The sequence below is a fragment of the Streptomyces sp. NPDC005423 genome (genome assembly GCF_040606415.1).
Classification (GTDB): Bacteria; Actinomycetota; Actinomycetes; order Streptomycetales; family Streptomycetaceae; genus Streptomyces.
This window is the reverse complement of the sequence record NZ_JBEXET010000013.1, coordinates 153,491-168,107: the sequence shown is the minus strand read 5'-3', so window position 1 is coordinate 168,107 and position 14,617 is coordinate 153,491. Positions and strand designations below refer to the sequence as shown.

Below are 14,617 nucleotides of genomic sequence, written 5' to 3'. Positions count from 1 at the left end.
CGTGCGGTGTTCGACCAGAGCGAAGGCGAACATGCCGTGGAAGTGCCGTACGCAGGCGGTCCCCCACTGCTGGTAGGCCTTCAGTACGACTTCGGCGGCCCACCGGGCGGGCGTTCGGCCCGACTTGGTTCATACCAGGGTCTTGACGCGAGCATGCGGAAAGGGCACCTTGTTGCGCACTCGGTAAGGAAACTTTCCTAACAGAAGGGTCCCCCACAGTGCGTATCCGAACACTGACCCTCGCCGCGGCCTCGGGCGCCGCCCTGCTCGCCGCCGGACTGCTCCCCGCCGGCGCCTCCGCGGCCACCCCCGGGCCCGCGCGGGAGGGATCGGTCAGCGCGGCCGACCTGCTCGCCAAGGTGACCTCCTGCTCGCAGATCTCGAACGGCAAGTACCGCACCGACGACGAGACGTCGGCGACCGTACCCGTGTGCGGCAAGAACGGCGCGGTCTTCTGGAAGGCCGACCTGGACATCGACTGCGACGGCCAGCGCACCGCGAACTGCAACGAGAACGCCGACCCCTGGTACCAGGACGACACCGCGTTCCACCAGTCCAACGGCGACCCGCTGAAGGCCGACTCGCTCCCCTACATCGTGGTGCCCAGCTCCAGCAGCATCTGGAAGTACTCCGGCTACGGCATCAAGGGCGGCGGAGTGGTCGCCGTGATCTACAACAACAAGGTCGAGTACGCGGTCGTCGGCGACACCGGCCCCACCAACATCATCGGCGAGGCCTCCTACGCCACCGCCAAGGCCCTCGGCATCGACCCCGACCCGGCGACCGGGGGCGCCGACTCCGGCGTGACGTACATCCTCTTCAAGAACTCGCAGGTCTCCCCCATCGAGAGCCACAGCGCGGCGGTCACGCTCGGCGGCCAGTTGGCCAAGCAGTTCCTGCAGAACAACTGAACCCGGCGGAGGTGAGACGGGCAGGGCCCGCCGGCGCGATCGGCCGCGCCGACGGGCCCTGCCCGCCGCTCGGATGCCCCGCGCCAACGGGCGCTGCGCGTGGTGCAGTCTGGCTGTCCGAACCGGGCCTGTGTGTCGGTGTGACCTCGCCCACCGCGAACCGGCCGGTATGCCGGGCGCGGGCGGCGAAAACCGGATGCGTCGGCGGGCGCCGGGCGCGCAGCATGGCCGTATGGACGACGTGATGGTGGAGCGCTTCCTCGCGGACGGCTTCGTGAAGGTCGAAGGGGCCTTTCCGCCGCGGGTCGCCGAGGACTGCGCACGGCTGCTGTGGCGGGAGACGGGGTACGACCCGGACGACCCCGGCAGCTGGCGGGAGCCCGTGGTGTGGGTGGGCGACATGGCACAGGCGCCGTTCGCCGCCTCGGTCAACTCCCCTGCCCTGCATAAGGCGTTCGACCTGCTGGTGGGCGCCGGCCGGTGGCAGCCCCGGTACTCGCTGGGCAGCTTCCCGCTGCGCTTCCCGCACCCGGTGGAACCGGACGACGCGGGCTGGCACATCGAGGGCAGCTACGTTCCGGAGAACCCTGAGAACCCTGAGAACACTGAGAGCGCCGAGGGCACGGTGAGCGAGTGGCCGTACGCGAATCTGCGCTCCCGGGGCCGGGCGCTGCTGATGCTGATGCTGTACACGGAGGTCACCGCGGAGAACGCGCCGACGCGCGTGCGGGTCGGCTCCCATCTCGACGTGCCCCGGGTCCTGGAGCCCTTCGGCGAGCGGGGTGCCTCCGCTCTCACGCTCGGCCCGCTGGTCGCCGAGGCGTCCGCGGGCCGACCGGTCGGGTACGCCACCGGGCGGCCCGGTGACGTCTATCTCTGCCATCCGTTCCTGGTGCATGCCGCGCAGCCTCATCACGGTGACCGCCCCCGCTTCATGGCGCAGCCGCCGCTGTTCCCGGCGGTGCCCTACGAGTTGGAGCGGTCCGACGGGGAGTACTCGGCGGTGGAGTTCGCGATCCGCCGGGGCCTGTCGCGGGAGGACTGGCCCCGGCGTACCGCTTCGGCGCTCTACAGCGGCGGGTAGGCGTTCGCCATCAGTTGCTGGAACTGGGCCGAGAACCAGTGCCCGGAGAGCGGGGCGTTGGGCAGGGCGCCCGACAGGTTGTTGCCGTTCCGGGCGTTGCCCGTGTACGTCGGGTCGCACATGCGGTCGAAGCCCTTGCCTTCATCGTTGGCGATGGCCGTGCTGGAACCGTCGGACTCACCCGGCGGCTTCATCCACACGTAGGCGTCGATGCCGGTCGCGGGGGCGGCCTGCGGGCGCTCGCCCAGACCGGCTCCGGACTGGTTGCACCAGTTGCCGACCTGGATACGGCGGTCGTAGCGTCCGCCGTCGACGTAGGTGTCCACGCTGGTGGTGGCTCCCGGACCGGTGGGCCGGGCCGAGCCGCCCCAGCCGTTGCGGGAGGTGTCGATCAGCATGCCGATACCGGAGTTGAAGCCCACGGACACCAACTCGTTGCGGAACGCCTGGGCGTACGACTGCTCGTCCACGTAGCGGTTCCAGTCGACCCACTTGGACTGGCGCACGGAGACGCCGTTCACGCTGTCGTTGATGGTGTAGTTGTTCTCCTTCAGGGCGCTGTAGTTGGCCGTGTTGGTGATGAAGCCGGCCACGTCGGCGACGGTCGCGCCCTCGGCGTTGGCGGCCTGGTAGAACAGGTTGGCGGAGGGGACGAAGTTGTCGTCCCAGCCGAGCCAGCCGTGGTGGCCGGCGTCGATGTAGTTGTAGACGTTGGGGATGGCGCCGAGCTTGTTCAGCGCGTAGCCGACGCCTTTCACGTAGTTGCCGTTGGCGAGCATGGTGTCGCACTGAGCGGTGGCGGTGGCCTTGCTGCCCGTGTTGGTCACGAGGTTGGGCAGGGAGTCGATCTCGATCGTGGTGACGATCCGGAGCGAGCTGTACTTGCTGTCCGCGAGGATCGCCGCGATCGGGTCGATGAATTCGGTCTCGTAGCGGCCGATCTCCGTCGGGCCGAGTTCGCCGTTGGAGGCGAGGGCCGCGCAGTCGCGTCCGGGCAGGTCGTAGACGACGAGTTGGACGACTTCCTGGCCGGTGCCCTTCTGGGCGAGCGCCGCGTCGAGGTGGGCGCGCAGGCCCATTCCGCCGTTGACGCCGTTGATGGCGGCGATGCGGTCGAGCCAGACTCCGGTGGGCTGGTTGGAGACGCGGCTGCCGCCGGTCTCGGCCGCGGCCTTGGCGGACCATTCGGGGTTCACGTACACCTTGGCGCCGGCGTAGGGGTTGTCGACGCGGGTGCCGGTGCCGCCCCCGCCGCCTCCGCTGCTGCCGTCGTCGACGTTGCAGGTCACGCCGTCGAGGGTGAAGGTGGTGGGCAGCGCGTTGGTGCCGCTGTAGGAGGCGTTGAAGCCGAAGCTGACCGAACCTCCGGTCGCCAGGCTCCCGTTGTAGGTCTCGTTGGCGGCGGTCACGGCGGTGCCGCTCTGGCTGATCTTCGCGTTCCAGCCGCTGGTGACCTTCTGGTTGCCGGCGTACGACCACTTGGCGGCCCAACTGGACTTCGCCGTGCTGTTGTTGGTGATGGTGACGGCGGCGGTGAAGCCGGTGTCCCACTGGTTCTGCACCTTGTAGTCGACGGTGCAGGGGATCGCGGCGATGCCGGGATCCGAGGAGGGGGTGACGGCGGCCGCCGTTCCCGAGGCCCCGGCGACGAGCACCAAGGCAGCCAACAGCGCTGTTCTGGTACGGCTCATGAGTGCGGGTTTCCTTGTCTGTTACGAGAGTTGACCGTTCAGGGCGCGCAGGTGGTCACGCAGCCCGATGCCGTACGCGGTGGGCGTGCCGGCATAGTCGGAGATCAGTGACGGACCCGAGGAGCAGTCCCAGGTGTTCCAGGTCCAGCCGAGATACGACAGCCCTCGGTCGTCGAACCACTTCATGGCCTGGTCGACGAAGGCGTGTGAGCAGGTGTTCTCGCCGATCTCCCCCGCCACCAGCGGCACTTGGGCCGCCACCGGGGCAAGTGTGGTGTTCCAGCAGCTCTCGCTCGCGCAGGTGTTGAAGTTGTACACGTGGTACGCGGCGACGAGATTGCCGGTCGGGTCGGTGGGCTTGTACGTCAGCCACTGACTCAGGTCGTTGGAGTACGCGAGGCCGCCGGCCAGGATGACGTTCCTGGCGCCGGTCGCCCGTACGGCGTCGACCAGATCCTGCATACCGGCGACTTCGTACCCGATGCCCGGGCAGGTGCCGCCGTCACGCCAGCACGTCCACGCCTGGGTGGCCGTGGAGGTGGCGCGGTCCGGATAGGGCTCGTTGAACAGGTCGAACGCGACGGCCTGGTCGGCCTTGAAGGTGCCGGCGACCGATGACCAGAACGACGGTGTGTACTGCGCGTCCGGCATCGGCTTCTGGCAGGTGGCGTGCACGTCGGAGCAGCCCGCCGAGTTGCCGGTGTACTGGCCGTATGTCCAGTGCAGGTCGAGGACGGGTGTCATGCCGTGTGCCTCGACTTTCGCCACCAAATCCTTGACGGCGGCGATGTAGTTGGCGCCCGCGTACTCCGGTTTGATGTTGGCGAGCCCGAGCCAGCACTCCTCGTTGAGCGGGATGCGGACCGTGTTCGCCTTCCAGTCGGCGATCGCCGCGACGGCCGCGTCGTCCACCGGGCCGTCCCAGATGCCGTAGCCCTGTACGCACATGAACTCGCCGCCGGAGCGGTTGACGCCCAGCAGGCGCCGGTTGGTGCCGGCGGCGTCCACCAGTCTGTTGCCCGAGACGTGCAGTGCGGGTGCGCTGCCACTCGTCGGCGGATCGGTCGGCGGCGGGGTGGTGCCCGGATCGACGTTGCAGGTCGTGCCGTTGAGCTTGAACACGGCCGGTACGGCGTTGCTCCCCGACCAGGAGGCGAGGAACCCGGCGCTGACGCTCGCGCCGGTGGCGAGGGAGCCGTTCCAGCTCTCGTTGGCGGCGGTGACGGTCGTCCCGGACTGGCTCCACTTGGCGTTCCAGCCCTGGGTGACCTTCTGGCCGCCGGCGAAGTCGAAGCTGAGGCTCCAACTACTGAGCGCGGCCATGTTGTTGGTGACTTTCACACTGCCCTGGAAGCCGGCGTCCCACTGTCCGGTGACGGCGTACTCCACCGTGCACGCGGGTGTGGCTCCGGACGCCGTGACCACCGGCACGACCACGGACCCTATGAGGGCGACCGCGCCGGTGACGGCTAAAAGTACTGAACGCGGGGGGTGTCGCATGAGCGACTCCTTGCAGCTCGGGCACGTCGTGACGGACGCGCCGACTGATGGAATCGCTCCCACTGGTGCCATGAAGCTAGCGCCAAGTGACGGCCAAGGACAGGGGCGCTGCTTGACTTTCGCTCAACGTGTTCGTCGAATCTTTTCGACTGTGTAAGCACCTTGACCGCTTCGACCCCCGTCCCCACTATGGGAGCGCTCCCACTGGTTCAAGGCTTGTTGCTGCTCCGCCCCCCACTTCTCCGAGCCGCAAGGAGGAACCAGCACATGCACCCCAGAAGGAGACAGAGAGCGACACGGCGGCTGTGGACCGCCGTGGTGGCGGCCCTCGCGCTGCCGCTGTCGATGCTGGCGACCGGCACGACTCCCGCCCACGCGGCGGCACTTCAGTGCAGCGTCGACTACAAGGCCAACGACTGGGGCTCCGGTTTCACCGCCGACCTCACCCTCACCAACCGAGGCACGGACGCGATCAACGGCTGGACCCTGACGTACGCCTACGCCGGCAACCAGCAGCTCACGAACGGCTGGAACGGGACCTGGTCCCAGTCCGGCAAGGCCGTCACGGTGAAGAACGCGTCGTACAACGGGACGGTCGCCGCGGGCGCCGCCGTCTCCACCGGCGCGCAGTTCAGCTACAGCGGCACGAACACCGCCCCCACCTCCTTCGCGGTCAACGGCACGGTGTGCGCGGGCGCGCACCAGCCGCCGATCACGGTGCTGACCAGCCCCACCGCGGGCGCGGTCTACACCCAGGGCGCCGCGGTCCCGCTCGCGGCCACCGCGGCGGCGGCCGACAGCGCGACCGTCAGCAAGGTGGAGTTCTACGACGACACCACCCTGCTCGGCACCGACACGAGCGCGCCCTACACCTTCTCGGCCTCCGGTTTGACCGTGGGCAGTCATTCCCTGGTGGCGAAGGCGTACGACAGTCTCGGCGCGTCCGGGGAGTCGGCGCCCGTCGGCATCACCGTGGCCTCGGGGCCCTCGGTGGTGGCGTCGGCGTCCCAACTCGGCGTCCAGCAGGGCAAGACGGGCACCTACACCCTCAAGCTGTCGGCGCAGCCGGCGGCCAGTGTCACGGTGACGACGGCCCGTGCGAGCGGCAACTCGGGCCTGGCCGTCACCGGCGGGGCCTCGCTCACCTTCACGCCCTCGAACTGGAACACCGCGCAGACGGTGACCGTCACCGCCGACGCGTCCGGCACCGGCACGGCCTCCTTCGACTCGACGGCGACCGGCCTGGCCAAGGCGACGGTCACCGTGACGGAGCTGGCGGCGGCCAACGCCTACGACGCGCGCTTCCTGGACCTCTACGGGAGGATCACCAGCCCGGCGAACGGCTACTTCTCCCCCCAGGGCATCCCCTACCACTCGGTGGAGACCCTGATCGTCGAGGCACCGGACTACGGGCACGAGACGACGTCGGAGGCGTACAGCTATCTGCTGTGGCTCCAGGCGATGTACGGCAAGGTGACGGGCGACTGGTCCAAGTTCAACGGCGCCTGGGATCTCATGGAGAAGTACATGATCCCCACCCACGCCGACCAGCCGACCAACTCCTTCTACAACGCCTCGAAGCCGGCGACGTACGCGCCCGAGCTGGACACCCCCAACGAGTATCCGGCGAAGCTGGACACCTCGGTGCCGGTGGGTTCGGATCCGATAGCCGGTGAACTGAAGACCGCATACGGTACGGACGACGTCTACGGTATGCACTGGCTGGAGGATGTCGACAACACCTACGGCTACGGCGACACGCCCGGCGGTGGGTGCGAGGCGGGTCCGACGGCCTCCGGACCGTCGTACATCAACACCTTCCAGCGCGGCGCGCAGGAGTCGGTGTGGGAGACGGTTCCGCAGCCCACCTGTGACGCCTTCAAGTACGGTTCCACGAACGGGTACTTGGACCTGTTCACCGGTGACTCCTCGTACGCCAGGCAGTGGAAGTACACCGACGCGCCGGACGCCGACGCGCGGGCCGTACAGGCGGCGTACTGGGCGGATGTGTGGGCCAAGGAGCAGGGCAAGGGCTCCGACGTCTCCACGACCGTCGGCAAGGCGGCGAAGATGGGCGACTATCTGCGCTACGCCATGTACGACAAGTACTTCAAGAAGATCGGCAACTGTGTCGGACCGTCCACGTGCCCGGCCGGGACCGGCAAGGACGCCTCGGACTACCTGCTGTCCTGGTACTACGCGTGGGGCGGGGCCACCGACACCAGCGCCGGCTGGGCGTGGCGCATCGGCTCCAGCCATGTGCACGGCGGCTACCAGAACCCGTTGGCGGCCTACGCGTTGAGTTCGTACGCCGATCTGAAGCCCAAGTCGGCGACGGGTGCCACCGACTGGGGCACCTCGCTCACCCGGCAGCTGGAGTTCTACCGCTGGCTGCAGTCGAGCGAGGGCGCCATCGCCGGTGGTGCGACGAACAGTTGGGCCGGCCGCTACGCGACCCCGCCCGCCGGGACGTCGACGTTCTACGGCATGTACTACGACCAGCAGCCCGTCTACCACGACCCGCCCTCCAACCAGTGGTTCGGCTTCCAGGCGTGGTCGATGGAGCGGGTCGCGGAGTACTACCAGCAGACGGGGAACGCGAGCGCCAAGGCGGTCCTCGACAAGTGGGTGGCCTGGGCGCTGTCCAAGACCACCGTCAACCCGGACGGCACCTATCTGATCCCCTCCACACTCCAGTGGTCGGGCCAGCCCGACACCTGGAACGCGTCAAGTCCGGGCGCCAACGCGGGACTTCACGTCACTGTCGCCGACTACACCAACGACGTGGGCGTGGCCGCCGCGTATGCCAAGACCCTGACGTACTACGGCGCCAAGTCGGGGAACACGGCGGCGAAGACGGCGGCGAAGGCGCTGCTGGACGGCATGTGGTCCAACTACCAGGACAGCATGGGCATCGCCGTCCCGGAGACCCGCGCCGACTACAACCGCTTCGACGACAGCGTGTACGTGCCGAGCGGCTGGAGCGGCAAGATGCCGAACGGTGACGCGGTCAACTCCGCTTCGACGTTCGCCTCGTTGAGGTCCTTCTACAAGAACGACCCGGCCTGGTCGAAGATCGCGAGCTATCTCGCGGGCGGGGCCGCGCCGGTCTTCACGTACCACCGGTTCTGGGCCCAGGCGGACATCGCCCTGGCCATGGGTTCGTACGCGGAGCTTCTCGAATAGCCCCCGCCAGGCGCTTCGCGGGAAGGGCGGTGTCCGCACCGCCGGCCTGTCGTGACCGGCCGGACGGTTCGCCGCCCTTCACCGCGAGCGCTTGAGGCGCCGCGTACGTGGCCCCGTCACCTGACGGCGGGGCCCACCGGCCGGGCGGTCCCCACCCGCACGGGGGGCCGCCCGGCCGTCGTGCCTTTCCACCCCGCAAGGAGAGGACCCACCGTGCGAAGAACGCGCATCCTCACGGCCGTACTCGCCCTCGCCGCAGGCCTGTTGTCGGGCAGTCCGGCCGCCCTCGCCGCGAGCACCGCGAAGGCGGCGGTCGCGGCCTCCACGTACACCTGGAAGAACGCCCGGATCGACGGCGGCGGCTTCGTCCCCGGCATCGTCTTCAACCGGACGGAGAAGAACCTCGCCTACGCCCGTACCGACATCGGCGGCGCCTACCGCTGGCAGCCGTCGACGAAGACCTGGACCCCGTTGCTGGACTCGGTCGGCTTCGACGACTGGGGGCACACGGGCGTGGTGAGCCTCGCCTCCGACCCGGTCAACCCCGACAAGGTGTACGCGGCCGTCGGAACGTATACGAACAGCTGGGATCCCACGAACGGGGCGGTGCTGCGCTCCGCCGACCGGGGAGCCGACTGGCAGAAGACCGACCTGCCGTTCAAGCTCGGCGGGAACATGCCCGGGCGGGGCATGGGCGAACGGCTGGCGGTCGACCCCAACAAGGACAGCGTGCTGTACCTGGGCGCGCCCAGCGGCAAGGGTCTGTGGCGGTCGACGGACTCGGGGGTCACCTGGTCGCAGGTGACGAACTTCCCCGACGTCGGCACCTATGTGCAGGATCCGACCGACACCAGCGGGTACGCCAGCGACAACCAGGGGATCGTCTGGGTCACCTTCGACGAGTCGACCGGCACATCCGGGGTCGCGACGAAGACGATCTACGTCGGGGTCGCGGACCAGGCCAACGCGGTGTACCGCTCCACGGACGCGGGCGCGACCTGGACCCGGCTCGCCGGACAGCCCACCGGATACCTCGCGCACAAGGGTGTACTGGATGCCAAGAACGGCTTCCTGTATATCGCCTACAGCGACAAGGGCGGTCCCTACGACGGCGGGAAGGGCCGGCTGTGGCGGTATGCGACGGCCACCGGCACCTGGACGGACATCAGTCCGGCCGCGGAGGCCGACACCTACTACGGGTTCAGCGGTCTGACGGTCGACCGGCAGCATCCGGGCACGGTGATGGCCACGGCGTACAGCTCCTGGTGGCCGGACACGCAGATCTTCCGCTCCACGGACAGCGGCGGCACCTGGACGAAGGCGTGGGACTACACCTCGTATCCCAACCGCTCGGACCGTTACACCATCGACGTGTCGTCGGTGCCGTGGCTGACGTTCGGCGCGAATCCGTCACCGCCCGAACAGGCTCCCAAACTGGGCTGGATGACCGAGTCGCTGGAGATCGACCCGTTCGACTCGAACCGGATGATGTACGGCACGGGGGCGACGCTGTACGGCTCGGAGAACCTGACGAACTGGGACAGCGGCGGCCAGTTCACCGTGCGGCCCATGGTGCAGGGGCTGGAGGAGACGTCCGTCAACGACCTCGCCGCTCCCCCGTCCGGCGGGGCGCAGCTGTTCAGCGCCCTGGGTGACATCGGCGGCTTCCGGCACACGGACCTGGCCAAGGTGCCGTCGATGATGTACACCTCGCCCACCTTCACGTCGTCCACGAGTCTGGATTTCGCCGAGTCGAACCCGAACACGGTGGTGCGGGTCGGTGCCGCGGACTCGGGGCCGCACATCGCGTTCTCGACGGACAACGGGGCCAACTGGTTCGCGGGGACGGATCCTTCGGGCGTGAGCGGCGGCGGAACGGTCGCGGCGGCGGCCGACGGAAGCCGGTTCGTGTGGAGTCCGGCGGGGGCCGGCGTCCAGTACACGACGGGGTTCGGCTCGTCGTGGTCGGCGTCGAGCGGTATCCCGGCGGGTGCGGTCGTCGAGTCGGACCGGGTCGATCCGAAGACCTTCTACGGGTTCAAGTCCGGTCGTTTCTACGTCAGTTCGGACGGCGGCGCGACCTTCGCCGCCTCGTCGGCGACCGGCCTGCCCGGCGGTGACAGTGTGCGGTTCAAGGCGCTGCCCGGGACGAAGGGCGACGTGTGGCTGGCGGGCGGCGCGAGCGACGGAGCCTACGGGCTGTGGCACTCCACGGACGGCGGGGCGACCTTCGCGAAACTGTCCACCGTCGACCAGGCCGACACCATCGGCTTCGGCAAGGCGGCACCCGGCGCCTCCTACCAGACGCTCTACACGAGCGCGAAGATCGGTGGCGTACGCGGCATCTTCCGTTCGACGGACGCGGGCGCGACCTGGACGCGCATCAACGACAGTGCCCACCAGTGGGGTTGGACCGGCGCGGCGATCACCGGTGACCCCAGGGTCTACGGCTGGGTGTACGTGTCGACGAACGGGCGCGGGATCATCTACGGCGACACCTCCGACGCAGGCGGCGGAAGCGGCGGGGGCGGGGGCGGGGGCTCCGATCCGACGCCCACCGGTGCCTGCACGGTCTCGTACACGGTCACCAACCAGTGGTCGGGCGGCTTCCAGACCGAGGTGCGGCTCACCAACACCGGCTCAACGGCCTGGAACGGTTGGGTACTTGGCTGGTCGTTCCCGGACGGCCAGCACATCGGCCAGTTGTGGAACGCCGACTACACCCAGTCCGGCGCGGCGGTCACCGCGCGGAACGCGAGCTGGAACGGCACAGTGGCGGCGGGCTCGTCGGTCGACTTCGGTTTCACGGGCACCTGGTCGGGGTCCAACACGAAGCCGACGTCGTTCACCGTGGGGGGCGAGAGCTGCGCGGCCGGGTGAGGACCGAGGGTGCGCGGCGTGCGCGGCGCGCACCCCCGCACCCTCTCGTGACCGGTTCCGGGCTTCAGCCGACGGGTGCCTTCCTGAAGGCGCGCAGGGTGAACTCCGGGTCCGGGCGCGGCCGTTCCTGATCCGGGAGGGCGGCGAGGCGGCCGGCGAAATACTCGGTGAGCGGTTCACCCGGCGGCAGCTGGGTGAACCAGCCGCGGCGCAGGTCGGCGACGGTACTGCGCGGGCTGCGGCCCTGTCCCCGTCCCGGGAAGCCGGACCGGCCCGCCGGGCGGAGTCCCTGGCCGGCGGCGATCGCCTCGACGGTGCCGGCGTCGTCGACGGCCGGGCGGCGCGGACGGGAGGCGAGCACGGCGTCGATGTCGCTGCCCACGTCGTGCGCGGCGGACTTGTCGACCGTGGTGACGTACACACCGCCGGGCCGCAGTACGCGTGCGCACTCGGCGACGACCCGGCGGACGTCGTCGGGGCCGCCGAGGAGGTGCAGCAGCCAGACACTGGTCACCGCGTCGAAGATGCCGTCGGGGAAAGGTAGTTGGCGGCTGTCCGCGACCAGTACCGCGCCGGGCAGCCGGCCGGCGGCCTTCCTGGCCATGCCGGGCGCGAGATCAGTGCCGGTGACCCGGGTCGCGGGCCGGGCGGCGGCGAGCCGCCGAGTGACGATGCCCGTACCGCACGCCATGTCGAGGAGGCGGCGGGCGTCGTTCGGGACCAGTCCGAGCAGGGCGCGCGCGGCAGCGGCGGCGCGGGCCTCGCCGCCCCGCTTCTCGTCGTAGACGTGGGCTTCCTTGTCGTAGTCGAGCACGTCTGTCGTGTACCCATCATTGGGCGACTGTTCCCGATCGGCGGGCGACTGTCTGCGAAAGGCCGTCGTCACTATGTCGTCGCCGGGAGGTTGTCGTCGGTGGGCTGTCGGCAGCCGACCGTCGACAGAAGGCCGTCGACAGAAGGCCGATGGCTGTCTTCAGACGGATCGAGGACAGACGGATCGTCGACGGAAGGTTGTCGGCGGCCGGACCGGCTGTCGGCTGTCGGCTGTCGGCTGTCGGCTGTCGGCTGTCGGCTGTCGGCTGTCGGCTGAGCCGAATTCAGCTCGCTCCGTGTCCCGCCGCGAGGTCCTCGACTCTGTGCGCGAGGGCGAAGTCGAGGTCGGTGACGGCGCCGCCGGCGCTGTGGGTGTGCACCGAGAGCGAGACGGTGTCGTAGCCGAGGGTCAGGTCGGAGTGGTGGTCGAGTTCCTCCTGGACCTGGGCGATGTGGACGACCATCGCGGTGGCCGCGGGGTGGGAGGCGAGCCGGTAGGAGCGGGTGAGGCGGTCACCGGTCAGGGACCAGCCGGGCAGTCCGGCGAGCCGGTCCTCGATCTCCTGTTGCGTCAGTACGGCGGGCATGGGAGCGCTCCCTTCGGGTGGCGAGGGCACGGACGGCTTCCACGGCTCGTTCATGTGCGTGCTCCTCGACTACGGTCGTCCTCATGACCATTGTCGCGTCCGGTCCCGGCGCCGCGGCCGGCTCCTCCTCCGGTGCGGGGGTCGGGCCGCTGTTGCGTGCCTGGCGGGAGCGGCGCCGGGTCAGCCAGCTGGAGCTGGCGCTGCGGGCCGGTTCCTCGGCCCGGCATGTCAGCTTCGTCGAGACGGGCCGTGCGCGGCCCAGCGAGGAGATGGTGCTGCGGCTGGCCGAGCACCTGGAGGTGCCGGTACGGGAGCGCAACGCCTTGTTGCTGGCGGCCGGTTACGCGCCGCGCTTCCCGAGGACGCCGTTGGAGGCACCGGCGTTGGCGGCGCTGCGGGACGGGCTGGAGCGGCTGATCGGGGGGTACGAGCCGTATCCGGCGCTGGTGGTCGACGGGATGTATGACGTGGTGGCCGCGAACCGGGGCGTCACCATGCTGTTGGAGGGGGTCTCGGAGTCCCTTCTGCGGCCGCCGCTGAACGCCATGCGGCTGACGCTTCATCCGGAGGGTCTGGCGCCGCGGATCCGCAATCTGCGGGAGTGGCGGGGGCATCTGCTCGCTCAGATGGAGCGGCAGCTCGCCCTGCGCCGGTCCGGCCCGCTGCGCGCGTTGCACGAGGAGGTCGCGGCGTATCCCGTGCCCGCCGGGTGTGACGACGGGGGCGAAGTGCCGTCCGCGGTGCCGTACTTCGCGCTGCCGATGCGGATCGAGTACGGGGGCCGGGTGCTGTCGTTCGTGTCGTCGATCGCGACGTTCAACACGCCGATGGATGTGACGGTGGACGAGCTGGCCGTCGAGACGTTCCTGCCTGCCGACCCGGCTACCGTCACGTACCTGCACGGGCTGCTGGGTTGACGGTGATCGCCGGTGATGCGGTGAGTCCGCCGACGGAACATGGCACACTTCCCCCAGACTTCGGCGCGTGGGGAGGCGTGGCGTGAGTGAGCGACGGCCCGCGCCCACGGTGGGTCAGGTGGTACTCGGCAGACGGCTCCAGGAGCTGCGCGAGGCGGCGGGGGTGAAGCGCGAGGAGGCCGCCCGTGTGCTGCGGGTCGCTCCGACGACCGTACGGCGGATGGAGATGGCCGAGGTCGCGCTGAAGATCCCGTACGTGCAGGTGCTGTTGGAGACGTACGGCGTCGGTGAGGAGGAGACGGCGGCGTTCGTCGCGCTCACCGAGGAGGCGAACGAGCCGGGGTGGTGGCAGCGGTTCCACGATGTGCTGCCGGACTGGTTCAGTCTCTATGTGAGCCTGGAGGGCGCGGCGCGGCTGATCCGTGCCTACGAACCGCACTTCGTGCCGGGGCTGTTGCAGACGGCGGCGTACGCCCGTGCCGTGCTGGAGGCGGGCACGATCGGGCAGACGGGGCCGGACGCGATCGACCGGCATGTGTCGCTGCGGCTGGCCAGGCAGGAGTTGCTGGAGCGGGCCAACTCGCCGCATCTGTGGGTGATTCTGGACGAGACGGTGCTGGCGCGGCCGGTGGGCTGCGGCCGGGTGATGCGTGAACAGGTCGACAGGCTGCTGGAGTTCGCTGAGCGGGACCGGATCACGTTGCAGATCTCCGAGTTCCAGAACGGGCCGCACCCGGGGACGTACGCGCCGTTCTCGCTCTTCCGTTTCGCCGAACCGGAGCTGCCGGACCTGGTGTTCACCGAGTATCTGACCGGGGCCCTGTATCTGGACTCCCGTTCCGAGGTCTCCACTCATCTGGAGGTCCTCGACCACATGACGGCGCACGCCGCGTCGGCCGAGCGTACGAAGAAGGTGCTGCGGGAGTACCGCGCCACCTTCTGAGCACGGGGCCGACGGGAAGACCGCACCTCGACGAACACGAACTCACGTACGCACCTGAGCACGTGAGCACGGCACATCCGATCCGCACTCCGAGGAGACGACACC

General features: G+C 69.5%; 10 protein-coding genes and 1 pseudogene. 6 read left to right on the top strand and 5 right to left on the bottom strand.

The window, feature by feature from the left end:
* A pseudogene (locus tag ABZT12_RS16975) lies at positions 1-93 on the bottom strand (hypothetical protein); the annotation flags it as partial.
* A 125-nt stretch (positions 94-218) separates the two neighbouring features.
* Between ABZT12_RS16975 and ABZT12_RS16970 the strand changes: the two are divergent.
* Together ABZT12_RS16970 and ABZT12_RS16965 are read left to right on the top strand one after the other, a co-directional pair.
* On the top strand, positions 219-911 hold the full coding sequence (locus ABZT12_RS16970; RefSeq protein ID WP_356384115.1) for a glycoside hydrolase family 75 protein: 693 nt from the start codon (positions 219-221) through the stop codon (positions 909-911).
* 232 nt (positions 912-1,143) lie between these two features.
* On the top strand, positions 1,144-1,995 hold the full coding sequence (locus ABZT12_RS16965; protein WP_356384112.1) for a phytanoyl-CoA dioxygenase family protein: 852 nt from the start codon (positions 1,144-1,146) through the stop codon (positions 1,993-1,995).
* On the opposite strand, the gene ABZT12_RS16960 is transcribed toward ABZT12_RS16965, so the two are convergent.
* Together ABZT12_RS16960 and ABZT12_RS16955 are read right to left on the bottom strand one after the other, a co-directional pair.
* Positions 1,980-3,686 carry a glycoside hydrolase family 6 protein gene (locus ABZT12_RS16960; RefSeq protein ID WP_356384109.1) on the bottom strand — a complete coding sequence of 569 codons (1,707 nt, stop codon included), beginning with the start codon at positions 3,684-3,686 and terminating at the stop codon, positions 1,980-1,982. The two genes, ABZT12_RS16965 and ABZT12_RS16960, sit on opposite strands and share 16 nt — an antisense overlap.
* Positions 3,687-3,707: 21 nt before the next feature.
* Positions 3,708-5,186, bottom strand: a complete 1,479-nt coding sequence (locus ABZT12_RS16955; protein ID WP_356384106.1) for a cellulase family glycosylhydrolase — start codon at positions 5,184-5,186, stop codon at positions 3,708-3,710.
* Positions 5,187-5,453: 267 nt separating this feature from the next.
* On the opposite strand from ABZT12_RS16955, the gene ABZT12_RS16950 reads away from it, so the two are divergent.
* Together ABZT12_RS16950 and ABZT12_RS16945 are read left to right on the top strand one after the other, a co-directional pair.
* Complete coding sequence (locus tag ABZT12_RS16950) at positions 5,454-8,372, top strand: glycoside hydrolase family 48 protein (protein WP_356384103.1); 2,919 nt, start codon at positions 5,454-5,456, stop codon at positions 8,370-8,372.
* Between the two features lie 213 nt (positions 8,373-8,585).
* Complete coding sequence (locus ABZT12_RS16945) at positions 8,586-11,252, top strand: cellulose binding domain-containing protein (RefSeq protein WP_356384100.1); 2,667 nt, start codon at positions 8,586-8,588, stop codon at positions 11,250-11,252.
* A gap of 64 nt (positions 11,253-11,316) precedes the next feature.
* On the opposite strand, the gene ABZT12_RS16940 is transcribed toward ABZT12_RS16945, so the two are convergent.
* Together ABZT12_RS16940 and ABZT12_RS16935 are read right to left on the bottom strand one after the other, a co-directional pair.
* The gene (locus ABZT12_RS16940; protein ID WP_356384097.1) at positions 11,317-12,066 is read right to left on the bottom strand and encodes a class I SAM-dependent methyltransferase; all 750 of its coding nucleotides are present in this window, start codon (positions 12,064-12,066) and stop codon (positions 11,317-11,319) included.
* Between the two features lie 283 nt (positions 12,067-12,349).
* Positions 12,350-12,652, bottom strand: coding sequence for a 4a-hydroxytetrahydrobiopterin dehydratase (locus tag ABZT12_RS16935; RefSeq protein WP_356384094.1), 303 nt, complete (start codon positions 12,650-12,652; stop codon positions 12,350-12,352).
* Positions 12,653-12,735: 83 nt separating this feature from the next.
* Between ABZT12_RS16935 and ABZT12_RS16930 the strand changes: the two genes are divergently transcribed.
* Positions 12,736-13,569, top strand: a complete 834-nt coding sequence (locus tag ABZT12_RS16930) for a helix-turn-helix transcriptional regulator (RefSeq protein ID WP_356384091.1) — start codon at positions 12,736-12,738, stop codon at positions 13,567-13,569.
* Positions 13,570-13,651: 82 nt separating this feature from the next.
* The gene (locus ABZT12_RS16925) at positions 13,652-14,512 is read left to right on the top strand and encodes a helix-turn-helix transcriptional regulator (RefSeq protein ID WP_356384088.1); all 861 of its coding nucleotides are present in this window, start codon (positions 13,652-13,654) and stop codon (positions 14,510-14,512) included.
* The last annotated feature ends 105 nt before the right edge of the window (positions 14,513-14,617 follow it).

Bases quoted from the DNA above. Each gene is read 5' to 3' on its own strand.
- ABZT12_RS16965 (WP_356384112.1), top strand. From the start codon at position 1,144: ATGGACGACGTGATGGTGGAGCGCTTCCTCGCGGACGGCTTCGTGAAG.
- ABZT12_RS16960 (WP_356384109.1), bottom strand. From the start codon at position 3,686: ATGAGCCGTACCAGAACAGCGCTGTTGGCTGCCTTGGTGCTCGTCGCC.
- ABZT12_RS16955 (WP_356384106.1), bottom strand. From the start codon at position 5,186: ATGCGACACCCCCCGCGTTCAGTACTTTTAGCCGTCACCGGCGCGGTC.
- ABZT12_RS16950 (WP_356384103.1), top strand. From the start codon at position 5,454: ATGCACCCCAGAAGGAGACAGAGAGCGACACGGCGGCTGTGGACCGCC.
- ABZT12_RS16935 (WP_356384094.1), bottom strand. From the start codon at position 12,652: ATGCCCGCCGTACTGACGCAACAGGAGATCGAGGACCGGCTCGCCGGA.
- ABZT12_RS16930 (WP_356384091.1), top strand. From the start codon at position 12,736: ATGACCATTGTCGCGTCCGGTCCCGGCGCCGCGGCCGGCTCCTCCTCC.